The following is a 23,458-nucleotide window of genomic DNA, read 5'->3' as shown; positions in this document are numbered from 1 at the left end:
CTTTCGCTGTCTGAATTCGCAGACGGTCGTCCGAACTACGTCACTCCCGGAGTCATTTCCCCTCATGTCCAGCTACCAGCACATCAAAGTCCCGGCCGAAGGCCAGAAGATCACGGTCAACGCCGACAACTCGCTCAATGTGCCTGACCAGCCGATCATTCCCTTCATCGAAGGCGACGGCACGGGCATGGACATCACCCCGGTGATGCTCAAGGTGGTGGACGCTGCCGTGGCCAAGGCCTACGGCGGCAAGAAGAAGATCCACTGGATGGAGGTCTTCGCCGGCGAGAAGTCGACCAAGGTCTACGGTCCCGACGTCTGGCTGCCCGAAGAAACGCTGCACGCCGTGCGCGACTACGTCGTCTCGATCAAGGGCCCGCTGACCACGCCCGTGGGCGGCGGCATCCGCTCGCTGAACGTTGCACTGCGCCAGGAACTCGACCTGTACGTCTGCCTGCGCCCGATCCAGTACTTCGAGGGCGTGCCCAGCCCGGTGCGCGAGCCGCACAAGACCAACATGGTCATCTTCCGCGAGAACTCGGAAGACATCTACGCCGGCATCGAGTTCGAAGCCGAGAGCGACAAGGCCAAGAAGCTCATCAAGTTCCTGCAGGACGAGATGGGCGTCAAGAAGATCCGTTTCCCCAATACCTCCGGCATCGGCGTCAAGCCGGTCTCGCGCGAAGGCACCGAGCGCCTGGTGCGCAAGGCCCTGCAATACGCCGTCGACAACGACAAGCCCAGCGTGACCCTGGTGCACAAGGGCAACATCATGAAGTTCACCGAAGGTGGCTTCCGTGACTGGGGCTACAACCTCGCGGCCAAGGAGTTCGGCGCCGAGCTGATCGACGGCGGCCCGTGGATGAAGTTCAAGAACCCCAAGACGGGCAAGGAAATCACCGTCAAGGACAGCATCGCCGACGCGTTCCTGCAGCAGATCCTGCTGCGCCCCGCCGAATACAGCGTGATCGCCACGCTGAACCTCAACGGCGACTACGTGTCCGACGCGCTCGCCGCACAGGTGGGCGGCATCGGCATCGCCCCGGGCGCGAACCTCAGCGACACCGTCGCGATGTTCGAGGCCACCCACGGCACGGCGCCCAAATACGCCGGCAAAGACTACGTGAACCCCGGTTCCGAGATCCTCTCGGCCGAGATGATGCTGCGCCACATGGGCTGGACGGAAGCCGCCGACCTGACCATCAGCTCGATGAAAAAGTCGATCGCCAGCAAGAAGGTCACCTACGACTTCGCGCGTCTGATGGACGGCGCCACGCAGGTGAGCTGCTCCGGTTTCGGCCAGGTGATGATCGATAACATGTAATCTCGCCCAGCAATTTCACGGTGCCTTCGGGCTCTCGAAAAAAGAACCCTCAAGATCGCCCGGTCTTGGGGGTTTTGTACTTGATTTGTCGAATACTCGCCACCACATCTTCCTGCGTCGGCACGGTGCTTGCACGCTCTATAGAATCTTTTTTATGGCAACGAGAATTCCCAAGACGCCGACCAAGCCGCCGGCGCAGAAACCGGCCGGAGACGACGGAGATTCGGTCGTCCTGGAGCGTCGGCCGCAAAAAACAGCGCCACCCCAGATGTACCAGGTGGTCATGCTGAACGACGACTTCACACCGATGGAGTTCGTGATCGTCGTGCTGCAGGAATACTTCAACAAGGATCGCGAGACCGCGACCCAGATCATGCTCAAGATCCATCTCGATGGCCGCGGTGTTTGTGGGGTCTATTCCCGCGACATGGCTGCCACGAAGGTCAATCAGGTGATGGAAGCGGCGCATCAGGCCGGGCATCCGCTCCAATGCGTGAGCGAACCCGTTGCATGAGCCTGTTGAATTGCGCAAGCTCCAACCCATCTGAGAACTTATTTACAGCAAGGCAAAAGGAAATCACATGATTGCCCAGGAACTGGAAGTCAGCTTGCACATGGCCTTTGTCGAGGCCAGGCAGCAGCGCCACGAGTTCATCACCGTGGAGCATCTGTTGCTCGCTTTGCTGGACAACCCGAGCGCCGCAGAGGTCCTGCGCGCCTGCTCGGCGAACGTCGACGACCTGCGCGCGTCGCTCACCAACTTCATCAAGGACAACACGCCCCAGGTGGCGGGTACCGACGATGTCGACACCCAACCCACGCTGGGTTTCCAGCGCGTGATCCAGCGTGCCATCATGCATGTGCAGTCCACCGGCAACGGCAAGAAGGAAGTCACCGGCGCGAACGTGCTGGTCGCGATCTTCGGCGAGAAAGACTCGCACGCGGTGTACTACCTCCACCAGCAGGGCGTGACGCGCCTCGACGTGGTGAACTTCATCGCCCACGGCATCAAGAAGAGCGATCCGCCGGAGGCCGTCAAGGGCAGCGGCGATGCACCTTCGAGCGAAGGCGAGGAGGGCGGCGGCGAGAAGAACGAGAAGGCTTCGCCGCTCGAACAGTTCACGCAGAACCTCAACCAGATGGCCAAGGACGGCAAGATCGATCCGCTGATCGGCCGCGAGTACGAGGTCGAGCGCGTGATCCAGATCCTGTGCCGCCGGCGCAAGAACAACCCGCTGCTCGTGGGCGAGGCCGGCGTGGGCAAGACCGCGATCGCCGAAGGCCTAGCGTGGCGCATCACCCAGGGTGACGTGCCCGAGATCCTCGCCGAGTCGAACGTATTCTCGCTCGACATGGGCGCACTGCTCGCGGGCACCAAGTACCGCGGTGACTTCGAGCAGCGCCTGAAGGGCGTGATCAAGTCGCTGAAGGACAAGCCCAACGCGATCCTGTTCATCGACGAGATCCACACGCTGATCGGCGCGGGCGCGGCCTCGGGCGGCACGCTCGATGCATCGAACCTGCTGAAGCCGGCGCTCTCGAGCGGCCAGCTCAAGTGCATCGGTGCCACCACCTTCACCGAATACCGCGGCATCTTCGAAAAGGACGCGGCCCTGTCGCGCCGGTTCCAGAAGGTCGACGTGGTCGAGCCGACGGTGCAGGAAACCGTCGACATTCTGAAGGGGCTGAAGTCGCGCTTCGAAGAGCACCATGGCGTGCGTTACGCTGTCGCGGCCCTGCAGGCCGCAGCTGAACTGAGCGCCAAGTACATCAACGACCGCCACTTGCCCGACAAGGCCATCGACGTGATCGACGAGGCCGGTGCCGCGCAGCGCATCCTGCCCCCGAGCAAGCGCAAGAAGACCATCAGCAAGACCGAGGTCGAGGACATCGTCGCGAAGATCGCGCGCATTCCCCCGGCCAATGTCAGCAACGATGACCGCAGCAAGCTGCAGACCATCGAGCGCGACCTCAAGAGCGTGGTGTTCGGCCAGGACAAAGCGCTCGAAGTGCTCGCTTCGGCGGTCAAGATGGCGCGTTCGGGCCTGGGCAAGGGCGACAAGCCGATCGGCTCGTTCCTGTTCTCCGGCCCCACCGGCGTCGGCAAGACCGAAGCTGCCAAGCAGCTCGCCTACATCATGGGCATCGAGCTGATCCGCTTCGACATGTCGGAGTACATGGAGCGCCATGCCGTGAGCCGCCTGATCGGCGCGCCCCCGGGCTACGTCGGCTTCGACCAGGGCGGGCTGCTGACCGAGGCTGTCACGAAGAAGCCGCATGCGGTGCTGCTGCTCGACGAAATCGAGAAGGCGCATCCCGACATCTTCAACGTGCTGCTGCAGGTCATGGACCACGGCACGCTGACGGACAACAACGGGCGCAAGGCCGACTTCCGCAACGTCATCATCGTCATGACGACGAACGCGGGTGCCGAGGCCATGAACAAGGCGAGCATCGGCTTCACGAACGCGCGGCAGGCCGGCGACGAAATGGGCGACATCAAGCGCCTGTTCACGCCCGAATTCCGCAACCGTCTCGACGCCATTGTCAACTTCAAGGCGCTCGACGAGCAGATCATCCTGCGCGTGGTCGACAAGTTCCTGCTGCAGCTCGAGACGCAGCTGGCCGAGAAGAAGGTCGAGGTCACCTTCTCCGACAAGCTGCGCAAGCATCTTGCGAAGAAGGGCTTCGATCCGCTGATGGGCGCACGCCCGATGCAGCGCCTGATCCAGGACACGATCCGTCGTGCGCTGGCCGACGAGCTGCTGTTCGGCCGCCTGACCGAAGGCGGGCGCCTCGAAGTCGATCTCGACGAGAAGGACGACGTGCTGCTCGATATCCAGCCGCTGCCGAAGAAAGAAGGCAAGTCGAAGCCCGAGCCCGAGGAAGCCGCCGCAGGCTGACCCTCCGGTCGATGCCGTGGGCCGGCAAAAGCTGGTTCCGAGGCCAACCTGGAACGAAGTCAAAGGCCGGTAGCATTCGCTGCCGGCCTTTTTTGCGGCCACCCGAAACCGAACACATCCACCTTGACCCTCCCCGAGCTCAGCCAGGAATGGAAAACCGGCCTCTCCCTGGCCTGGAGCGGCTACATCGCCGTGCTCTCGGTCTGGATCGTGATGCAGAAGCGCGCGCCGGTCTCCACGATGAGCTGGATCCTGTCGCTAGCGCTGGTGCCGTTCGCGGGGTTCCTGGTCTACTACTTTCTCGGGCCGCAGCGCCTGCGCAAGCAGCGTCAGAAGCGCCTGCACAGCCGTGCCAGCGCGCACATCCAGGCCGATCTCGCGCGCGTGCGCGATGCGGCCCAGAAGGCGCCGCCGGCGCTGCAGCAGATGGCGCGGCTCGGCACCGCGGCCTGCGGCCTGCCGGTCTCCAGCGCGACCGCCGTCGAGCTGCTTTCGGGCGGCGCGCGCACCTTCGACGCGATCTTCGATGCCGTGCGCGCGGCACGCCATCACATCCACCTCGAGTACTACATCTTCGAGCCCGACCGGATCGGCACCGCTCTGCGCGACCTGCTGGTCGAACGCGCGCGTGAGGGCGTAGCGGTTCGGCTGCTGCTCGATGCGCTCGGCTCCAAGCGCATCGGGCGCAAATTCATGGCACCGATGGTCGCTGCGGGGGTCCAGATCGCGCTCTTCCACGACACGCGTATTGGCCGCCGCCTGCGGCCGGTGACCAACTACCGCACCCACCGCAAGATCGTGGTGTGCGACGGGCGCGTGGGCTTCACGGGCGGCGTCAACATCACCGATGAGGAAGACAAGCGCACCCGGCCCGATGCGTACCACGACGTGCACCTGCGCATCGAGGGCAGCGCGGTGCGCTGGCTCCAGACCACCTTCCTCGAGGACTGGGCCTATGCCACCGGCGAGAGCCTGCGCCACCTCGACGACCAGATGGACGCCATGCTGCCGCAGGTGAAGGCGGGCGACATCCCGGTGCAGATCGTGACGAGCGGCCCCGACAATGCGCTCGAGGCCATTCACCGCATGCACGTGGCGGCGATCCATTCGGCGTGCGAGCGCGCCTGGCTCACCACGCCGTACTTCGTGCCCGGCGAGCCCGCGATGATGGCGCTCACCAGCGCGGCGCTGCGCGGCGTCGACGTGCGCCTGCTGGTGCCGCGGCGCAGCGATTCGGCGATCGTGAGCGCTGCCGCCCGCTCGTACTTCGACGAACTGATCGCCGCCGGCGTGAAGGTCTGGGAGTACGAGGCGCGCATGCTCCATTCCAAGACCCTGGTGGTCGACGATGATTGCGCGATGATCGGCACCGCGAATTTCGACAACCGCAGCTTCCGGCTCAACTTCGAGGTTCTGGCCGTGGTCTACGGCCCCGCGCTGACCCGGCCGCTGGCGGCACAGTTCGAGACCGACCTGCACAGTTCCGGCGCGGTGCGCGCCAACCGGCCGCAGACATTCTGGCGCCGGCTCGTCGATTCCGTGGCACGCCTGTTTTCACCATTGCTCTGAATGAACCACACTTTTCTCTGGCACGACTACGAAACCTTCGGCGCCGTCCCGCGGCGCGACCGCCCGTCGCAGTTCGCCGCCATCCGCACCGACGCAGAACTCAACGAGATCGGCGAGCCGCTCATGGTCTATTGCAAGCCGGCGCCCGACTACCTGCCGAGCCCCGAGGCCTGCCTGATCACCGGCATCACGCCCCAGCTCTGCGTCGAGCGCGGCATTCCCGAGCATGCCTTCGCGGCGCAGATCGAGCAGGTGTTCTCGCAGCCCGGCACCATCGGTGTGGGCTACAACACCATCCGCTTCGACGACGAGGTCACACGCTTCCTGTTCTGGCGCAACCTGATCGATCCCTATGCGCGCGAATGGCAGAACGATTGCGGACGCTGGGACCTGCTCGATGTCGTGCGCCTGACCTACGCGCTCCGGCCCGACGGCATCGAATGGCCCCTGAAGGAAGACGGCAAGCCGAGCTTCAAGCTCGAGGACCTTGCGCGCGCCAACGGGCTGCTGCATGAATCGGCGCACGATGCGCTGTCCGACGTGCGCGCCACCATTGCGCTGGCGCGACTGATCCGCGAGCGCCAGCCGCGGCTGTTCGACTTCGCGCTCGGCCTGCGCAAGAAGGAGCGCGTGGGCGCCGAGCTCGGCCTGCCGGCCATGCGCGAGACGGCCAAGCCCTTTCTCCACGTTTCGGGCATGTTCCCGGTCGAGCGCGGCTGCCTCGGCGTGCTGTGGCCGCTCGCGAGCCATCCGACCAACAAGAACGAGCTGATCGCCTGGGACCTTGCCCACGATCCGAGCGAACTGCGCGACCTCGACGTCGAGACCCTGCGCCTGCGCCTGTTCACGCGCTCCGCCGACCTGCCCGAAGGCGTGGTGCGCCTGCCGGTGAAGGGCATCCACCTGAACAAGTCGCCGATGGTGGTCGGCAACCTGCGCACGCTGGTGCCCGCCATGGCCGAGCGCTGGAGCATCGACCTCGACACCGCGATGCGCCATGCGGCGATCGCGCGCGACCTGCCCGACATGAGCGCCATCTGGTCGCAGGTGTATGCCCGGCCGCCGCAGGAGGTCGCGCCCGACGTCGACGAGGACCTCTACGGCGGCTTTGTCGGCAACGCAGACCGCCGCCGGCTGAACCAGCTGCGCGCGCTCTCGCCCGAGGAACTCGCCAAGGACCGCACCGGTTTCGACGATGGGCGGCTCGATGAGGTCCTGTTCCGCTACCGCGCGCGCAACTGGCCCGAGCTGCTGAGCGAAGCCGAAGCCGAGCGCTGGGAGGCGCTGCGTGCGGCACGGCTTTTCAAGGGCGAGGGCGGCGCGCGCACGATCGAGGCGTTGTTCGCCGAGGTCGATGCGCTGTCCGAAACCGCGGACGAGCGCGGCGAGGAGATCCTCGGCGCGCTCTACGAATACGCCGAGGCGATCGCGCCCGAGGTCTGAGCGAAGGTCGCCCCATGCCAGCAGACGCTGCCGCGCTCGCCGACTTCGTCGGCCGCCACCGCTCGCTCTTCGTGCTCACCGGCGCGGGCTGCAGCACCGAGTCGGGCATTCCCGACTACCGGGATGCCCGGGGCGAATGGAAGCGCCCGGCGCCGGTCACGTACCAGGCCTTCATGGGCGACGAGGCCACGCGCCGCCGCTACTGGGCGCGCAGCCTGGTCGGCTGGCCGACGATGGCGGGTGCGCGTCCGGGCGCGGCCCATCGCGCACTGGCGCGGCTCGAGGCGGCCGGCCAGGTCGGGCTGCTGCTCACACAGAACGTGGACGGGCTGCATGCGGCGGCGGGAAGCAGAGGCGCGATCGACCTGCATGGCCGCATCGACACCGTGCGCTGCATGGGTTGCGAGCGGCGATCGCCGCGCGCCGAACTGCAGGTGGCGCTGCGCGAGCGCAACCCGCGCTTTGCCGCGCTCGAGGCGCGCGCAGCGCCCGACGGCGATGCTGACCTCGAGGGCCAGGACTTCGGCACCTTCGACGTGCCGGTCTGCGTCCATTGCGGCGGGCTGATCAAGCCCGACGTGGTGTTTTTTGGCGAAAGCGTGCCGCGCGACCGCGTGGCCGCCGCCTTTGCGGCGCTCGGCGAGGCCGACGCCGTGCTGGTGGCCGGCTCGTCGTTGATGGTCTATTCCGGGTTTCGCTTCGTACAGGCCGCGGCTGCTGCTGGTAAGCCCATCGCGGCCGTCAATCTGGGGCGCACGCGCGCCGACCACTTGCTGACCTTGAAAGTCGAACAGCCCGTAGGTGAAACGCTGGCGCTGCTGGCCGCGCGGTGGGAGCCGGCAAGTCCCGGGTGAGCGGCGCGGCGCGGCGCAGGGCGATGCGCCCCGCGCCGGACCTGTCAGAGACTCAACTGGCGACCGCTGCGAGTGCCGCGTTGAAGGTGGCGCTGGGGCGCATGACCGCTTCGGTCTTGGCCGTGTCGGGCTTGTAGTAACCACCGATGTCGGCCGGCTTGCCTTGCACCGCCGCCAACTCGGCGACGATCTTCTGCTCGTTGGCCGCGAGTGACTTGGCCAACGGTGCGAAGTGTGCCTGCAGCTCGGCATCTTCCGTCTGTGCCGCCAATTCCTGTGCCCAGTACAGCGCGAGATAGAAGTGGCTGCCGCGGTTGTCGAGCTGGCCGGTTTTGGCCGACGGCCCCTTGTTGTTGTCGAGCAGCTTGCCGGTGGCTGCGTCGAGCGTTTTGGACAAGAGCTTGGCCTTCGCATTGTTGTTCTTGAGGCCCAGGTCTTCCAGGCTCACCGCCAGCGCGAGGAATTCGCCCAGCGAGTCCCAGCGCAAATGGTTTTCTTCCACCAGCTGTTGCACGTGCTTGGGCGCGGAGCCCCCGGCACCCGTTTCGTACATGCCGCCGCCCGCCATCAGCGGCACGATCGACAGCATCTTGGCCGAGGTGCCCAGTTCCATGATGGGGAACAGGTCGGTCAGGTAGTCGCGCAGGATGTTGCCGGTCGCGCTGATGGTGTCCAGCCCGCGCACCACGCGTTCGAGCGTGTAGCGCATCGCACGCACCTGGCTCATGATCTGGATGTCCAGGCCCGAGGTGTTGTGCTCGTGCAGGTACATCTTGACCTTGGTGATCATCTGCGCTTCGTGCGGGCGGTACTGGTCGAGCCAGAACACCACCGGCATGCCCGAGTTGCGCGCGCGCGTGACCGCCAGCTTGACCCAGTCGCGGATCGCTGCGTCCTTGACCTGGCACATGCGCCAGATGTCGCCGGCTTCCACTTCCTGGCTCAGCAGGACTTCGCCCGTGTTCAGGTCGGTGATGTTGGCGACGCCGGCTTCTGCGATCTCGAAGGTCTTGTCGTGCGAGCCGTATTCCTCTGCCTGCTGCGCCATCAGGCCCACGTTGGGCACCGTGCCCATGGTCCTCGGGTCGAATGCGCCGTGCCACTTGCAGAAGTTGATGATCTCCTGGTAAATGCGCGCGAAGGTCGATTCGGGCATCACGGCCTTCACGTCCTTCAGGCGGCCGTCGGCGCCCCACATCTTGCCGCCGTTGCGGATCATCGCGGGCATCGAAGCGTCCACGATGATGTCGTTGGGCGAATGGAAGTTGGTGATGCCCTTGGCCGAGTCGACCATGGCCAGTTCGGGTCGGCCTTCATGGCAGGCGTGCAGGTCGCGCTTGATCTCGTCCTGCTTGCTTTGCGGCAGCGTGCTGATCTTGTCGTACAGATCGAGCATGCCGTTGTTGACGTTGACGCCCAGCTCTTCGAACAGCTTGGCGTGCTTCTCGAACGCTTCCTTGTAGAAAATCTTCACGCAGTGGCCGAACACGATGGGGTGCGAGACCTTCATCATCGTGGCCTTCACGTGCAGCGAGAACATCACGCCAGTCTTGAACGCGTCGTCGATCTCCTTTTCGTAGAAGGACACGAGCTCCTTCTTGCTCATGAACATCGAGTCGATGATCTCGCGGTCGAGCAGCGCGACCTTGGGCTTGAGCACGATGGTCTTGCCGCTCTTCGTGATGAGCTCCATCTTGACCTCGCGTGCGCGGTCCAGCGTCATGGACTTTTCGCCGTGATAGAAATCGCCGCCGTGCATGTGCGAGACGTGCGAGCGCGAGGCCTGGCTCCACTCCGCCATGCTGTGTGGGTTCTTGCGCGCGTAGTTCTTGACGGCGGCAGGCGCGCGACGGTCGGAGTTGCCCTCGCGCAGCACCGGGTTCACGGCCGAGCCGATGCACTTGTTGTAGCGCGCGCGGATGTCCTTTTCTTCGTCGGTCTTCGTGCTCTCGGGGTAGTCGGGGATCTTGTAACCCTTGTCCTGCAGTTCCTTGATCGCCGCCTTGAGCTGGCCAACCGAAGCACTGATGTTGGGCAGCTTGATGATGTTGGCCTCGGGCTTGAGCGTCAGCGTGCCCAGAGCAGCCAGGTTGTCCGGTGCGCGTTGGTCTTCGGCCAGAGCTTCAGGGAATTGGCCAAGGATGCGGCCGGCCACGGAGATGTCGCTGGTCTCGACTTCGACGCCCGCGGCTTCCGCGAACGTGCGCACGATGGGCAGAAGCGACGCCGTCGCCAGCAGCGGCGCCTCGTCGGTCAGGGTGTAGATGATCTTGGATTTTTCGGCTGCCATGGGGGGACCTCTTCAGCACAAAGGAATGAACGATGCCGCTCACGAAGCCTTCGAATTTATCATCCCGCAAGGGCATCGGCCCTCCTTGAATGCCGGCATGGTGGTCTGGCCGCTCGGAAGCCCGTCCACATCGCCAGTCCGCCGGTCCGACAGCGCCCGCAGGTTGGCCTGCCTGGGTTTAAGCGGCGACCATGATGTCTAGCCGCCACGGTTCGGCCGACCGCTCATCCATTCGGTCTGCCCATCCCGCCCCGGCAGGTGCAGCGCTGCCCGCGCGGCAGGCGTCTCGGCCAGCAGGCGCCCGCGGCGAAACACCTTGAGCCGCGCGGCACGCAGCCGGATTGCCTCGATCGGATCGCGCGCCTGCAGCAGCACGAAGCTCGCGTCGCAGCCGGCCTCCAGGCCGTAGCCCTCGAGGTGCATCACGCGCGCGGCATTCGTGGTCACGGCCTCGAAGCACTGGCGGATGCCGGCCTGGCTGGTCATCTGCGCCACATGCAGGCCCATGTGCGCCACCTCGAGCATGTCGCCCGAGCCCATGCCGTACCACGGGTCCATCACGCAGTCGTGGCCGAAGGCGACGTTCACGCCCGCGGCCATGAGCTCGGGCACGCGCGTCATGCCGCGGCGCTTTGGATAGCTGTCGTGGCGGCCCTGCAGCGTGATGTTGATGAGCGGGTTCGACACCACGGCCACGCCGCTCTCGGCGATGAGCGGCATCAGCTTGCTCGCGTAGTAGTTGTCCATCGAATGCATCGAGGTGCAGTGCGAGCCCGTGACGCGGCCCTGCATGCCGAGGCGGAACGTCTCCGCGGCCAGCGTTTCGATGTGGCGCGAGAGCGGGTCGTCCGACTCGTCGCAGTGCATGTCGACCAGCTTGCCGCGCTCGGCCGCGATCTCGCACAGCAGCTTCACGCTGACTGCGCCGTCGGCCATGGTGCGCTCGAAATGCGGAATGCCGCCGACCACGTCCACGCCCTTGTCGAGGGCGCGCCGCAGGTTGTCGAGTCCGCCGGGCGAGCGCAGCACGCCGTCCTGCGGAAAGGCCACGAGCTGCAGGTCGAGGTATGGCGCCACCCGGCGCTGCACTTCGAGCAGTGCGTCCACGGCCAGCAGGCTCGGGTCGCTGGTGTCGACATGGGACCGGATCGCGAGCAGCCCCTTGGCCACCGCCCAATCGCAGTAGGCGAGTGCGCGCTCGATCAGCGCCTCGGCCGTGAGCAGCGGCTTGAGCTCGCCCCAGAGCGCGATGCCCTCGAGCAGCGTGCCGCTCTGGTTGACGCGCGGCAGGCCGTAGCTCAGCGTCGCGTCCATGTGGAAATGCGGATCGACGAAGTGCGGCGCGAGCAGCAGCCCCTCCGCATCGAGCTTTTCATGGGCCGGGGCGTCGAGGCCTTCGCTCACCTCGGTGATGCGGCCGGCCTGTACCGCCACCGACATGTGGGTGCGGCCGTCGGTGAGGGTGGCGTTGGTGACGAGGAGATCGAGCATCGTGGAACGGTTTTTGGGGGCGCCGCGCAGGCTCAGCGCTCGCCCTTGCGGTACGGCTTCATGAGTGCCTGCGGATAGCTGGCCTTGCGCGCGACCAGCACCAGCGCCAGGATCGACAGCAGGTACGGCAGCATCAGGTAGACCTGGTAGGGCAGCACGGCATCGCCCGATTGTTGCAGCCGCAGCTGCAGCGCGTCGAAGAACGCGAACAGCAGCGCCCCGAGCAGGGCCTTGCCGGGCCGCCATGAGGCGAACACCACGAGCGCGACGCAGATCCATCCGCGCCCGTTCACCATGTTGAAGAAGAAGGCGTTGAAGGCCGACAGCGTGAGGAACGAGCCCGCCACGCCCATAAGCGCCGAGCCCGCCACGATGGCGCCCGTTCGGGTGGCAGCGACCGACACGCCCTGGCTTTCGGCGGCCTGCGGGTTCTCGCCCACCATGCGCAGGGCGAGGCCGAGCGGCGTGCGGTACAGCAGCCAGCCCACCGCCGGCACCAGCAACAGCGCGAACAGCGTCAGCGCGGTCTGCGCGTTCAGTACCGGCACCGGCAGCCAGTCCATCGGCGCGAACGGCGTGATCGTCGGCGGCGTGTCGACCTTCGGAAAGCTCACGCGGTAGCCAAAGTAGCTCAGCGCCGTCGCCAGCAGCGTGATGCCGAGGCCCGAGACATGCTGCGACAGCGCCAGGCCCACGGTGAGGAACGCATGCAGCAGCCCGAACACCGCGCCGGTGACCGCCGCCACGCCCACGCCCGCCCAGAGCGGCGCACCCGCATACACCGCGAGCCATCCGCTGAAGGCGCCCGCGACCATGATTCCCTCGATGCCGAGGTTGAGCACGCCCGCGCGTTCGCACAGCAGCACGCCGAGCGTGCCGAGGATGAGCGGCGTGGCGATGCGCAGCACCGCAACCCAGAACGAGGCATTGGCGAGGATGTCGAGGAGGTCCGTCATTTCGCGATCCGCACCCGGTATTGCGTGAGCAGCGTCGCCACCAGCACCGCGATCAGCGAGGCCGCGACGATCACGTCGGCGATGTAGGTCGGCACGCCGACCGCGCGGCTCATGGTGTCGGCCCCCACCAGCACGCCCGCGACGAACACGCCCGCCGCCACCACGCCGAGCGGGTGCAGCCCCGCGAGCATCGCGATCACGATGCCGGTGTAGCCGTAGCCTGGGGACATGTCGAGCGTGACGTAGCTCGTGCGCCCCGCCACCTCGATGGCGCCCGCCAGGCCGGCCAGCGCCCCCGAGAGCAGCGCCACCATCACCACCGTGCGCGTGACCGGTACGCCGGCGAAGGCAGCCGCGCGCGCGTTGGCGCCCACAGCGCGGATGTCGAAACCTAGCACCGTGTGCTTGAAGATGGCCCACACGATGACTGCGAGCGACACGGCCCAGACCAGGCCGGTGTGCACGCGCGTCTGCACGATCAGCTTGCCGAGCTCGAGGTCAGGATTCAGCGAGACGCTTTGCGGCCAGCCCATCGCGGCCGGGTCCTTCATCGGCCCGTCGAGCAGCGCCGAAACGCCGAGCAGCACGATGAAGTTGATCAGCAGCGTGGTCACAACCTCGTCGACGCCGAGCCTGTTCTTCATCAGCGCGGGGCCGAGCAGCAGCAGGGCGCCGGCCGCCGCGGCGGCCAGCATCATGAGCGGGAACAGCAGCCATGGCGGCAGCGCGAGGCCCGTTCCGCCGTGCATGCCGCCCACCGCGACGGCGGCCAGGGCGCCCGCGAACAGCTGGCCTTCGGCGCCGATGTTGAAGAGCCTGGCCTTGAACGCCACCGTGGCCGCCAGGCCCGTGAGGATCAGCGGGATCGCGCGCGTCAGCGTTTCGCTCCAGGCGAACACCGAGCCGAAGCCGCCTTCGAGCAGCAGGGCATAGGTGCGGCCCACCGGCGCGCCGGCCCAGCGCACGAGCAGGGCGCTCACTGCCATCGTGAAAAGGACGGCACCGATGGGCGCCAGCACCAGCGCGGCGCGCGAGCTCTGGTGGCGTCGTTCGAGCCGCATCATGCTGCAACTCCTGGGGGATGCGCCGCTGCCGCACCGGCCATCGCGAGTCCGATGGCCTCGCGCGTCCATGCCGCTGCGGGGCGGGCCTCGCCGAGCCGGCCGCCGTGCATCACTGCCACGCGGTCGCCGAGCGCCAGCACTTCGTCGAGGTCGTCCGAGATCACCAGCACCGCCGCGCCGGCGTCGCGCGCGGCAATGAGCTGCTGCTGCACGTAGGCCACGGCGCCGATGTCGAGGCCCCAGGTCGGCTGGTGCGCGACGATCAGGCGCGGCGGCTGAAGCGGCTGCTTTCCGGTGCCGGTGCCTTCCGCCGAACCGGGCGGCAGCAGCGCGCGGCCGAGGATCAGCTTCTGCATGTTGCCGCCGGAAAGCGAGCGGGCTGGCGACATCAGCCCCGCACCGCGCACGTCGAACGCCTTCTCGATGCGCCGCGCATGCAGCCGCGCGGCCGCACGCCGCACGAACATCGCGCCGCGTGAAAAGGCGGGGCTGCGCAGCCGCTCGGACACGGCGTTCTCCCACACCGGCAGGTCGCCGACCACGCCGACGGCGTGCCGGTCCTCGGGGATGCGCGCCACGCCGCGCTGCACCAGCCGGGCGGGCGAGGGCGGCAGCGCGCGGCCCATCAGCTGCACCGTGCCGCTGGCCGCGCGCCGGGTGCCGCAGAGCAGCTCGGCCAGCGCCACCTGGCCATTGCCCGAGACGCCCGCGATCGCGGTGATCTCGCCCGCGCGAAGCGTCAGCGAGACCTCGCGCAGCCGGTCGTAGGCGCCGTGCTTCTCGGCCGCGGTGCTCACATGGTCGAGCACGCAGACCGCGTCGCCCACCGAGCGCGGCGGCCGGCGCTCGGGCGCCTCGACCGCATGCCCGACCATCCACAGCGCAAGTTGCGACTGTGTGGCGTCGGCCGTGCGGGCCTCGGCCACGAGCTTTCCGCCGCGCAGAACCGCCACGCGGTGCGACACACGCAGCACCTCGCCGAGCTTGTGGCTGATGAAGATCACCGACAGGCCCTGCGCCACCATCTGCGCGAGCGTGGCAAAGAGCGCCTCGCTCTCCTGCGGCGTGAGCACCGCCGTCGGCTCGTCGAGGATCAGGATGCGCGCGCCGCGGTACAGCGCCTTGAGGATCTCCACGCGCTGCCGCTCGCCGACCGACAGGCTGCCGATCCGCGCATCGGGCTGCACCGGCAGGCCGAAACGCTCGGCCACCTGCAGCAGCCGCTCGCGCGCGGCCGCGCGGCGTGACACCGGACGCCACAGCGGCTCGGTCCCCATCATCACGTTGTCGAGCACGCTGAGGTTGTCGGCCAGCGTGAAGTGCTGGTGCACCATGCCCACGCCGGCGGCCAGCGCGGCCTTCGGGTTGCCCGGCGGAAGCGGCGTGCCGAACACCTCGATGCGGCCCGCGTCCGCGACGTAGTGGCCGAACAAAATCGACATCAGCGTCGACTTGCCCGCGCCGTTCTCGCCGAGCAGCGCCAGCACTTCGCCGGCGCGCAGTTCGAGGGAGATGCCGTCGTTGGCGACGAGGGCGCCGAAGCGCTTCGTGATGTCCTGCAGCCGCAGGACCGTCGCGCTGGTCACTTCCATGCCGCCAGGAACGCCAGCATGACCTTGGCCGAATTGTCGGCAGCGATGTTCATGAAGGTGCCCATTTCGTTCTCGCCGTCGCCGCCGCCCGCGAGGTCGCTGAGCGAGCGGAACGCGATGTAGGGCACACCGTTGCTGTAGGCCACCATGCCGACGGCGGCGGTTTCCATGTCGAGCACGTTGGCCTGGAAGGTGCGATGCGTGTATTCGCGGAAGGCCTTGTTGTCCATGAAGGCCTGGCCCGACACGCCGTTGCCGCCCACCACCAGCTGCGGCTTGCGCGACAGGCACCGGCCGGCGCTGCTGCAATGCGCGAGGTCGACACTGCGGATGCCGCGTGCCACCTCGAGCATCTTCGGATCGGCCTCGAACCAGAACTTGCGGTGGACCTGCGGCATGGCCGCCGAGCGCACCTCGACCGGCCGCGGATGCAGCATGCCGAAGTTCGGCAGCGTGGCATCGGTGATGAAGGGCGGGGCGGTGAACTTGCCCGGTGCGGTCTCGCGTGCCATCAGCACCTCGAGGTACTGGCCCCACTGGGCCGGCACCGTGACGTCGCCCACGTGCAGCTGCGGGTTCACGCCCCCCGCGATGCCGCTGAACACGATGCCGGTGACCCGGAAGCGGTCGAGCGCGAGTTGGGTGTTCATGGTCGCGTTCGTCATGCTGATGCCCGAGAGGAACAGCACCACCGGCTTGCCCTCGAGCGTGCCGGTGGTGAACTGCACCCCGTTCACGCTGTGCCGGGCCGCGCCCTGCACGCGCGGCAGCAGCAGCGTGAGCTCGGGTTCGAAGGCCGAGATCACCGCGAGGCGCGGCGTGTCGTCGAGCCGCGTTCCGCCGGCCGCACCGCCCTTGTTGATGCCGGCGCAGCCGCCGAGGCCCAGCGCCAGCACGCCGGCGGCGAGAAGAACGCGCCAGCGTCGGGTCGTTGTCGCCGTGCTCATTTCGCGGTCGACTTGGGCTGGCTGTCGTCCACCTTCACGGTGAACTTGCCGGCCAGGATGTCGGCCTGCTTCGCCTTGACCTTGGCGACGATGTCGGCCGGCACCTTCTTCTCGAAGGTGCCGAGCGGCGCGAGCTCGGAGCCCTTGTGCTTCATGTGCGAATAGACGCCGTAGTCCTCGGCCGCGAACTTGCCTTCCTTCACGAGCTTGATGGCGCGGTCGGCCGAAGGCTCGAAGTTCCACAGCGCCGAAGCCACCACCGTGTCGGGGTACTGCGCTTGCGTGTCGATCACGTTGCCGATCGCGAGCTTGCCCTTTTCCTTGGCCGCGTCCGAGACGCCGAAGCGCTCGGCGTACATGATGTCGGCGCCCTTGTCGATCATCGCGAAGGCGGCTTCCTTGGCCTTGGGCGGGTCGAACCAGCTGTTGATGAAGCTCACGCTGAACTCGACCTTCGGGTTCGTTTCCTTCGCGCCGGCCATGAAGGCGTTCATGAGCCGGTTCACCTCGGGGATCGGAAAGCCGCCGACCATGCCGATGCGGTTCGTCTTGGTCATGCCGCCTGCCACCATGCCGCTCAGGTAGGCCGGCTCCTGGATGTAGTTGTCGAACACGCTGAAGTTCGGCGCCTGCGGCTTCAGCGACGAGCCCATGAGGAAGGCGACCTTCGGGAAGTCTCTCGCGACCTTGCGCGCCGCGGCCTCCACGCCGAAGACCTCGCCGAGGATCAGTTGGTTGCCCGCGGTGGCGTATTCGCGCATCACGCGCTCGTAGTCGGCGTTGCTGACGTTCTCGGTGGCCTTGTACTCGATCTCGCCGCGCGCCTCGGCGGCCTTGAGCGCCTTGTGGATGCGGCCCACCCATTGCTGCTCGAACGGAACGGTGTACACCGCCGCCACCTTGAGCTTGGCTTGCGCGAGCGCAAGGCCAGGGAGGCCGACCGCCAGAGCGGCGGCGGCAAGGGCGGCGGAACGGATGATGATCTGGCGGCGTGCTGTCACGGGTCTTCTCCTCGATCGTAAAAAAACTGGCGCTGCAATCCCCGTGCCATGGTCCCAGCCTGGCCCCTACCAGGAACACCGCGGAACCGGCTTTGCCGGGCCGCCGGTGTTGCCCTCTCGAGAGGGAGTCGAGCTACACGCAGTGAGCGAGGGACGGGGGTGGTTTTACTTCGTGCCGAAGATGCGATCGCCGGCGTCGCCCAGGCCGGGCAGGATGTAGCCGTGGCTGTCGAGTTCGCGATCGATCGCAGCGGTGTAGATCGGCACGTCCGGGTGCGCCTTCTGCATGGTCGCGACGCCTTCGGGGCAGGTCAGCAGGCAGACGAACTTGATCGACTTCGGGTTGAGCTCTTTCAGTCGCTCGACCGCCGCCACGGCCGAGTTGCCCGTCGCGAGCATCGGGTCGACCACGATCACGTCGCGGTTCTCCATCTCGCCGGGCATCTTGAAGTAGTACTCGACCGCGGTCAGCGTCTTCGGGTCGCGGTACAGGCCGATGTGCCCGACGCGGGCGCCCGGCACCACCGTGAGCATGCCGTCGAGGATGCCGGTGCCTGCGCGCAGGATCGACACCAGCACCAGCTTCTTGCCGTCGATGACCTTGGCCTGCATCGTTTCGAGCGGCGTCTCGACCTCGATGTCCTGCATCGGCATGTCGCGCGTGACCTCGTAGGCCATGAGCATGCTGATTTCGTTGAGGAGCCGGCGAAAGCTGTTGGTGGAAGCGTCCTTGCGGCGCATCAGCGTGAGCTTGTGCTGGACGAGGGGGTGGTCGAGGAGGTGGACGTTGCTCATTGGTATTTTTCGCCGTTGCGGGAGTGAACCCTCGAGTCTAAAAGACGGTGCCGTCGCTTTCGATCAGGAGCGGCGGGGCGCCGTCGCGCAGGCGCTGCGCCAGCGCACGCCCCGCGGCCCAGGTGCCGCCCTCGAGCACGCAGGCGAGTGGCAGTTCTTCTTCGGTGCGGTCGAGCACCTTGCGCACGCGCGGCGCCACTTCGTCGAGCAGCGCCACGGTCAGCGCGCGCCATTCGACGATGAATTCGTCGCTGGCCTTCCAGCGCCGCGCGAGGAAAGCGGGGTCCTTCGGCACGATCACGCCGCTGTCGATCAGCAGGCCGCCGTTGCGGTACTCGGGCAGGGCGGTCAGCGCGCCGACCTGGCGCACCTTCACGCCCGCCCACTCGAAAGGTTCGAGCAGCGAATAGGTGAGCCACTGCGACAGCTTGTGGAACGGCATCCATCCGTTGGTGAGGCCCGGCCCGGTCACCGCACTGTGGCGCCAGCAGTCGCCGAGCGCGAGCGCCGGGTCGTTGGCGCCGATGCCGCCCAGCACGTCGCTGCCGTCGGCGGCGATGCTGTCGACGGCATTGGCCGCAGGCCAGATGCGCGAGAGTGCGTCGAGCAGCAGCGTGAGCATCTGGTGCGCCGTCACCTCGGCGGTCGGTGGCGCGGCCGGACCGAAGGGGCCGACCAGCGCATCGAACAGGTTGCCGGGACGGCCTTCGTCGCCGAAGTACTCGGGTTGATCGGCCAACGCCTCGCCGAGCCGGCGCAGCAGCGTGGCCCGACCGGCAAGCCCGACCAGCGGGTTGACCTCGCTGACCTGGAAAGCCGCGCCGAGCCGGTCGGTCACCAGGGCGCGCAGGCCCGCGGCATCGACCTGCAGCGGATGGCCGTCGCGCGACGAGAACATGCCGCTCGTGAAGGCATGGAAGCTGGCGATCCCGAGGCCCTCGGAGCGCGTGAAGCGCTCGCCGCTGGCCGGCTCGGTGTAGTGCCAGTCGGGTCCGGCGCCGGCGTCGAGCAGCACGCTCACGAGCACCAGGTCGATGTGGGCGCGGGCGCGCTGGCGCGCGTCGGCATCGCCGAGCATCTCGTTCAGGCGGGCCAGGCGATCGACGCCGCCGGCCTCGAAATGGCGCCAGCGGCTGTGGTACGGAATGCTGTCCCACGGATAGCGCTCGCGCGTGACCTCGGCCACGCTGCGGGCCGCGTCTTCGAGCGCATCGTCGGCGCCGATGCGGAACCATGCCGATTCGCCGCGGCGCGCTCGCGCCAGCAGGCCGGACGCGCGGCGGCGGATCTCGTCGGTGCTGCGCAGCAGGCGTGCGGCGCCGGCCGGGTTGCTGGTGTCGACCGCGAATTCGATGGCCGGGTCGACCTCGCCCGCGGCGCCCGGCGCCAGGCTGCCCGAACCGTCGACGGGAAGATGATCGTTGGGGTTGTCGTCGTCGTGTCGGCTGTCGTTCATTCGCTCAGTCCCCGGCCCTTGGCCTTCTTGAGTTCGTCCGCGTCGGGCACGGGGCCCGGCGTGAAATAACCGGCCGCCATCTTGGCGTCCATCTCGACGCGCGCGTCGGCCGGGATCAGTGCGTCGGGAATGTTCACCCGCTCGCCGATCTCGATGCCCGAGCCGGTGATGGCGTCGAACTTCATGTTGCTCATCGACACGAGCCGGTGGATCTTCCGGATGCCGAGCCAGTGGAAGACGTCGGGCATCAGCTCCTGGAAGCGCATGTCCTGCACACCGGCCACGCATTCGGTGCGCGCGAAATACTGGTCGGCCGTGTCGCCGCCCACTTGCCGCTTGCGCGCGTTGTAGACCAGGAACTTGGTCACTTCGCCGAGGGCGCGGCCTTCCTTGCGCGAATAGGCGATCAGCCCGACGCCGCCGCGTTGCGCGCCCTGGATGCATTCCTCGATGGCGTGCGTGAGGTAGGGACGGCAGGTGCAGATGTCGGAGCCGAAGACGTCGGAGCCGTTGCATTCGTCGTGGATGCGCGCAGTGAGCTCGACCTCGGGGTTGGCCAGGTCGCGCGGGTTGCCGAAGATGTAGAGCGTCTGCCCGCCGATGGGCGGCAGGAACACCTCGAGGTCGGAGCGCGTGACGAGTTCGGGGTACATGCCGCCCGTTTCCTCGAACAGCGTGCGGCGCAGGTCGGTCTCGGAGCAGCCGAAGCGCCGCGCCACTTCGGGCAGGTACCACACGGGCTCGATGGCGGCCTTGGTCACCAGCGCGGCGCCGCCCGCGGTGAGGAACTTGCCGTCGGCCTGGAGCCGGCCCGATTGCAGCGCCTCGATCACCTCGGGCAGGATCACGTGCGCCTTGGTGATCGCGATGGTCGGGCGGATGTCGTAGCCCGCCGCCAACTCGGTGGAGAAGACATCGGCCACGAGCGCGCCCCACGGGTCGAGCGAGACGATGCGCCCCGGCTCGCTCCACTGCGGATAGGGGCCGATCACGTCGGTCGGCGAGGTGTTGGTCAGGTCGGCCTTGTGCTCGCGCTTGAGGGCGCCGGCCGCCACGGCCAGCGCGCGGTAGACGCTGTAGGAGCCGCTGTGCGTGCCGATCACGTTGCGGTGCGCTCGCTTGGTCGTGGTACCGACCACCGGACCGCGCTCGGTGGGGGTGGCCGCGGCCCAGCGGATCGGCAGCGCGCCGAAGCCGCCCGCATGCGAGGTCAGCCGGATGTGGCCGGCCGGTGGCAGGGACGGGATCGGGGCAAGGGGGGAAACGGGAGGAAGGGGCGAAACGGGAAGCGCCGGCGTCGCGGGGACTGCGGCAGAGGTCGCTGTGCTGTCTGCTGGCATTGGAGGCCCTCAAAAAATGCAATGTACCGATCCGTCGCGCGGCTGGCAAGCCGGCCGCGCGCGTCATCGGTCAATGCCCTTTCGGGCCGCAGCCCCGGAGTCAGGCCGGCGAGGAGCGCAGGCCGTAGGCCTTGCCGCCGACGAACAGGTATTCGGCGCGCAGCACCGGATCGCCTTTCTCGCCCGTGAACGTGAAGCCGATCACCTCCACGGGCGTGCCGGGCTTGATCTCCTCGACGCGCCAGGCCGAGAGTCGCGTGAGCGGCGCGAGCTCGACCAGCCACTTGCGGTCGCGCCGGGTTGGCAACTGCGCCTTGGCGAGCAGCGCCGGGCCATCGACCGCGGCGCTTTGCGGCGGCAGCGTGCGCTGCTTCAGGTCGGCTGGCAGGCTCGGGCTCTCGGGCCGCTCGAGCTCGAGCTCGCCGTGCGGGTTGCGCCACACGACCTTGGTCGCGCGCCCCGCGAGGTAGAGCGGCCGGTCCTGGTCGAAGCTGCTCCAGCCGTGATGGGCCCAGGCCGGCAGTGCGAGCGCCAGCGAACCGGCGGTGAACATGCGTCTCGGAATCATTTCTCGGTCTCCTTGCTCAGACATAGGCAATCCAGCGCCCGCAGATGATGACAGCGAGCCAAAACCCCAGCGACAGCAGGCATTGCGTCCGGCCCCGGGTGCCGTCCGCGGCCAGCCCGCCGCGCAGGTGGAACCAGAGCGCATTGGCGCCCGCCAGGCCGATCAGCAGGAGCTTGATGCGAAACGCGGCATTCGACAGCAATTCGTCCGGCTGGGTGGCAAACATCGTGAGGCCGGTAGCCGCGCAGAGCAGAAAGCCCGCCAAGGCCGGAACGAGGGTGATGCGCGCAAGCTGCGGCACCGGCAGGCCGCGGCCCAGTCCGAGCACCCGCAGCTCGAACACCACGAGCCCGCCGAACAGCAGCGCGATGCCCACGATGTGTACCGCCTCGAGCGCGGGATACGCCCAGGGGTGGGATGCCAGTCCGGCGAACATCGGCATCAGGCCCGGGCCAGCGGCGAAAAGCGGTCAGGCGGGCGGGAATCGGGCGGTGGCATGAAGCGCTCCTTCCACGGGTTGGCGGCGAGCTTAGCCGACGGCCGACCGGGGGCGCCGGTCGGGCAGGGCACAATCCGCAACATCTTTTTTCGACAAGGCTGTAACTGGCCGGTCCGATGGCACGAAACACAATGGACAGCGGAATGCGAATGAGGGAGGCGGAGATGGCGCTGCGAAGCCTGTTTCTGCGCGGGCTCGACGGTGACGCCGCAGCCTATCGCGAATTCCTGCAGAAGCTGAGCGCGCATTTGCGCGCGTTTCTGGCCAGACGGCTCTTCGGTTGGCCCGATGAAGTGGAAGACCTCGTCCAGGAATGCCTGCTCGCCATGCACAACCAGCGCCATACCTACCAGAGCGACCAGCCGCTGACGGCCTGGGTACACGCCATTGCGCGCTACAAGATGATCGACCTGCTGCGCTCCAAGTCGGTGCGCGAGGCGCTGCATGACCCGCTCGACGACGAACTCGAGGTGTTCGCGGCCTCGGCCACCGACGCCAGCGACGCCCGCCGCGACCTCCACGGGCTGCTGCAGACGCTGCCCGAGCGCCAGCGCCTGCCGATCGTGCACGTGAAGATCGAAGGCCTGTCGGTGGCCGAGACGGCCGGGCTGACCGGCATGTCCGAATCGGCGGTGAAAGTGGGCATTCATCGCGGGCTGAAGGCGCTCGCCGCCAGGATCAGGAGCAAGACAGAATGAAGACCGACGATCTCGTCGCCATGCTGGCCTCAGGGCCCACCGCCGTGCCGCGCCGCGCTGCTGCGCGGCGCATGGAATTCGCGCTGCTTGCGGGCCTCCCGGTGTCGGCCGCCATCGTGCTGATTGGTTATGGCGTGCGGCCCGACCTGGTGCAGGCGATGTTCTGGCCCATGTTCTGGATGAAGCTGCTGTTCCCGCTGTGCATCGCGGTGGGGGCCTTCGTCGTGGCACAGCGCGTCGCCCGCCCTGGCGTGCGGGTGCGCGGCGCATGGCTCGGCATCGCGCTGCCGGTGCTCGCGCTGTGGGTGATGGCGGCCATGAGCTGGTTCGCCGCGCCCTCCGGGGAACGCATGCCGCTGCTGATGGGCGAGACATGGCGCATGTGCCTGGTCAGCATCGGGGTGATCGCGCTGCCGGTCTTCATCGCCACTCTGGCGGCCATGAAGAGCCTGGCGCCCACGCGGCCCGCGCTGGCCGGCGCTGCGGCCGGGGGGCTCGCCGGCGGCGCCGGCGCCGCGCTCTATGCGCTGCACTGCGTCGAGTTGACCGCGCCGTTCCTGGCGGTCTGGTATGTCGCCGGCATGGCACTGCCGGTGGTGGTCGGCGCGCTGATCGGGCCGCGGCTGCTGCGCTGGTGACACGAGGGCCGGCGCCGCCGGCCCTGCAAC

Annotated in this window: 20 protein-coding genes; 8 read left to right on the top strand and 12 right to left on the bottom strand. The window is 67.6% G+C overall.

The features are described from left to right. Positions 1-64 precede the first annotated feature (64 nt). From icd to AC3A6J_RS07455, 6 genes are all read left to right on the top strand, one after another. A complete protein-coding gene (icd, locus tag AC3A6J_RS07480) occupies positions 65-1,324 on the top strand; it encodes an NADP-dependent isocitrate dehydrogenase (protein ID WP_487859273.1) in 1,260 nt (419 codons plus the stop codon). A 154-nt stretch (positions 1,325-1,478) separates the two neighbouring features. Continuing rightward, positions 1,479-1,838, top strand: coding sequence for an ATP-dependent Clp protease adapter ClpS (gene clpS / locus AC3A6J_RS07475; RefSeq protein WP_487859272.1), 360 nt, complete (start codon positions 1,479-1,481; stop codon positions 1,836-1,838). Between the two features lie 67 nt (positions 1,839-1,905). Further along, the gene (gene clpA / locus AC3A6J_RS07470; protein WP_487859271.1) at positions 1,906-4,227 is read left to right on the top strand and encodes an ATP-dependent Clp protease ATP-binding subunit ClpA; all 2,322 of its coding nucleotides are present in this window, start codon (positions 1,906-1,908) and stop codon (positions 4,225-4,227) included. A gap of 123 nt (positions 4,228-4,350) precedes the next feature. Beyond that, on the top strand, positions 4,351-5,796 hold the full coding sequence (cls, locus tag AC3A6J_RS07465; RefSeq protein WP_487859270.1) for a cardiolipin synthase: 1,446 nt from the start codon (positions 4,351-4,353) through the stop codon (positions 5,794-5,796). Continuing rightward, the gene (gene sbcB, locus AC3A6J_RS07460; protein WP_487859269.1) at positions 5,797-7,239 is read left to right on the top strand and encodes an exodeoxyribonuclease I; all 1,443 of its coding nucleotides are present in this window, start codon (positions 5,797-5,799) and stop codon (positions 7,237-7,239) included. It begins immediately after the preceding gene. Positions 7,240-7,253: 14 nt separating this feature from the next. Continuing rightward, positions 7,254-8,093 (top strand): NAD-dependent protein deacetylase, encoded by an 840-nt coding sequence (locus tag AC3A6J_RS07455; protein ID WP_487859268.1) that lies wholly within the window; start codon positions 7,254-7,256, stop codon positions 8,091-8,093. 52 nt (positions 8,094-8,145) lie between these two features. On the opposite strand, the gene AC3A6J_RS07450 is transcribed toward AC3A6J_RS07455, so the two are convergent. From AC3A6J_RS07450 to AC3A6J_RS07395, 12 genes are all read right to left on the bottom strand, one after another. After that, positions 8,146-10,383 carry an NADP-dependent isocitrate dehydrogenase gene (locus tag AC3A6J_RS07450; RefSeq protein ID WP_487859267.1) on the bottom strand — a complete coding sequence of 746 codons (2,238 nt, stop codon included), beginning with the start codon at positions 10,381-10,383 and terminating at the stop codon, positions 8,146-8,148. 198 nt (positions 10,384-10,581) lie between these two features. After that, a complete protein-coding gene (locus tag AC3A6J_RS07445; RefSeq protein WP_487859266.1) occupies positions 10,582-11,874 on the bottom strand; it encodes an amidohydrolase family protein in 1,293 nt (430 codons plus the stop codon). Positions 11,875-11,906: 32 nt separating this feature from the next. Continuing rightward, positions 11,907-12,830: an ABC transporter permease gene (locus AC3A6J_RS07440; RefSeq protein WP_487859265.1), complete on the bottom strand. Its 924-nt coding sequence runs from the start codon at positions 12,828-12,830 to the stop codon at positions 11,907-11,909. Then, complete coding sequence (locus AC3A6J_RS07435; RefSeq protein ID WP_487859356.1) at positions 12,827-13,891, bottom strand: ABC transporter permease; 1,065 nt, start codon at positions 13,889-13,891, stop codon at positions 12,827-12,829. The genes AC3A6J_RS07440 and AC3A6J_RS07435 overlap by 4 nt, the downstream gene beginning before the upstream one ends. Next, positions 13,891-15,486: an ABC transporter ATP-binding protein gene (locus tag AC3A6J_RS07430; protein WP_487859264.1), complete on the bottom strand. Its 1,596-nt coding sequence runs from the start codon at positions 15,484-15,486 to the stop codon at positions 13,891-13,893. The genes AC3A6J_RS07435 and AC3A6J_RS07430 overlap by 1 nt, the downstream gene beginning before the upstream one ends. Then, on the bottom strand, positions 15,477-16,433 hold the full coding sequence (locus tag AC3A6J_RS07425; protein WP_487859263.1) for a 5'-methylthioadenosine/S-adenosylhomocysteine nucleosidase: 957 nt from the start codon (positions 16,431-16,433) through the stop codon (positions 15,477-15,479). The genes AC3A6J_RS07430 and AC3A6J_RS07425 overlap by 10 nt, the downstream gene beginning before the upstream one ends. Further along, positions 16,430-17,434 (bottom strand): BMP family protein, encoded by a 1,005-nt coding sequence (locus AC3A6J_RS07420; protein ID WP_487859262.1) that lies wholly within the window; start codon positions 17,432-17,434, stop codon positions 16,430-16,432. Before AC3A6J_RS07420 ends, AC3A6J_RS07425 begins: the two co-directional genes overlap by 4 nt. 165 nt (positions 17,435-17,599) lie before the next feature. Continuing rightward, positions 17,600-18,229, bottom strand: coding sequence for a uracil phosphoribosyltransferase (gene upp, locus AC3A6J_RS07415; protein ID WP_487859261.1), 630 nt, complete (start codon positions 18,227-18,229; stop codon positions 17,600-17,602). A 37-nt stretch (positions 18,230-18,266) separates the two neighbouring features. Further along, positions 18,267-19,685: a URC4/urg3 family protein gene (locus AC3A6J_RS07410; RefSeq protein WP_487859260.1), complete on the bottom strand. Its 1,419-nt coding sequence runs from the start codon at positions 19,683-19,685 to the stop codon at positions 18,267-18,269. Next, positions 19,682-21,025: a GTP cyclohydrolase II gene (locus tag AC3A6J_RS07405; RefSeq protein WP_487859259.1), complete on the bottom strand. Its 1,344-nt coding sequence runs from the start codon at positions 21,023-21,025 to the stop codon at positions 19,682-19,684. Before AC3A6J_RS07405 ends, AC3A6J_RS07410 begins: the two co-directional genes overlap by 4 nt. Positions 21,026-21,125: 100 nt before the next feature. Beyond that, on the bottom strand, positions 21,126-21,593 hold the full coding sequence (locus tag AC3A6J_RS07400; protein ID WP_487859258.1) for a DUF6152 family protein: 468 nt from the start codon (positions 21,591-21,593) through the stop codon (positions 21,126-21,128). A gap of 16 nt (positions 21,594-21,609) precedes the next feature. Next, positions 21,610-22,029, bottom strand: coding sequence for a hypothetical protein (locus tag AC3A6J_RS07395; RefSeq protein ID WP_487859355.1), 420 nt, complete (start codon positions 22,027-22,029; stop codon positions 21,610-21,612). A gap of 179 nt (positions 22,030-22,208) precedes the next feature. Here AC3A6J_RS07395 and AC3A6J_RS07390 point away from each other — a divergent pair, with 179 nt between their 5' ends. Further along, the gene (locus AC3A6J_RS07390; RefSeq protein ID WP_487859257.1) at positions 22,209-22,790 is read left to right on the top strand and encodes a sigma-70 family RNA polymerase sigma factor; all 582 of its coding nucleotides are present in this window, start codon (positions 22,209-22,211) and stop codon (positions 22,788-22,790) included. Then, the gene (locus AC3A6J_RS07385; RefSeq protein WP_487859256.1) at positions 22,787-23,428 is read left to right on the top strand and encodes an NrsF family protein; all 642 of its coding nucleotides are present in this window, start codon (positions 22,787-22,789) and stop codon (positions 23,426-23,428) included. Before AC3A6J_RS07390 ends, AC3A6J_RS07385 begins: the two co-directional genes overlap by 4 nt. Positions 23,429-23,458 lie beyond the last annotated feature (30 nt).

It is taken from the genome of Variovorax sp. Soil_C_39, from assembly GCF_057656815.1.
The sequence above is the reverse complement of the archived record's forward strand: the minus strand, read 5'-3'. Positions and strand labels throughout refer to the sequence as shown.

Coding starts and splice junctions, on each gene's coding strand:
- icd (WP_487859273.1), top strand. CDS start 65: ATGTCCAGCTACCAGCACATCAAAGTCCCGGCCGAAGGCCAGAAGATC.
- clpS (WP_487859272.1), top strand. CDS start 1,479: ATGGCAACGAGAATTCCCAAGACGCCGACCAAGCCGCCGGCGCAGAAA.
- clpA (WP_487859271.1), top strand. CDS start 1,906: ATGATTGCCCAGGAACTGGAAGTCAGCTTGCACATGGCCTTTGTCGAG.
- sbcB (WP_487859269.1), top strand. CDS start 5,797: ATGAACCACACTTTTCTCTGGCACGACTACGAAACCTTCGGCGCCGTC.
- AC3A6J_RS07455 (WP_487859268.1), top strand. CDS start 7,254: ATGCCAGCAGACGCTGCCGCGCTCGCCGACTTCGTCGGCCGCCACCGC.
- AC3A6J_RS07450 (WP_487859267.1), bottom strand. CDS start 10,383: ATGGCAGCCGAAAAATCCAAGATCATCTACACCCTGACCGACGAGGCG.
- AC3A6J_RS07445 (WP_487859266.1), bottom strand. CDS start 11,874: ATGCTCGATCTCCTCGTCACCAACGCCACCCTCACCGACGGCCGCACC.
- AC3A6J_RS07440 (WP_487859265.1), bottom strand. CDS start 12,830: ATGACGGACCTCCTCGACATCCTCGCCAATGCCTCGTTCTGGGTTGCG.
- AC3A6J_RS07435 (WP_487859356.1), bottom strand. CDS start 13,891: ATGCGGCTCGAACGACGCCACCAGAGCTCGCGCGCCGCGCTGGTGCTG.
- AC3A6J_RS07430 (WP_487859264.1), bottom strand. CDS start 15,486: ATGGAAGTGACCAGCGCGACGGTCCTGCGGCTGCAGGACATCACGAAG.
- AC3A6J_RS07425 (WP_487859263.1), bottom strand. CDS start 16,433: ATGAGCACGGCGACAACGACCCGACGCTGGCGCGTTCTTCTCGCCGCC.
- upp (WP_487859261.1), bottom strand. CDS start 18,229: ATGAGCAACGTCCACCTCCTCGACCACCCCCTCGTCCAGCACAAGCTC.
- AC3A6J_RS07410 (WP_487859260.1), bottom strand. CDS start 19,685: ATGAACGACAGCCGACACGACGACGACAACCCCAACGATCATCTTCCC.
- AC3A6J_RS07405 (WP_487859259.1), bottom strand. CDS start 21,025: ATGCCAGCAGACAGCACAGCGACCTCTGCCGCAGTCCCCGCGACGCCG.
- AC3A6J_RS07400 (WP_487859258.1), bottom strand. CDS start 21,593: ATGATTCCGAGACGCATGTTCACCGCCGGTTCGCTGGCGCTCGCACTG.
- AC3A6J_RS07395 (WP_487859355.1), bottom strand. CDS start 22,029: ATGTTCGCCGGACTGGCATCCCACCCCTGGGCGTATCCCGCGCTCGAG.
- AC3A6J_RS07390 (WP_487859257.1), top strand. CDS start 22,209: ATGGCACGAAACACAATGGACAGCGGAATGCGAATGAGGGAGGCGGAG.
- AC3A6J_RS07385 (WP_487859256.1), top strand. CDS start 22,787: ATGAAGACCGACGATCTCGTCGCCATGCTGGCCTCAGGGCCCACCGCC.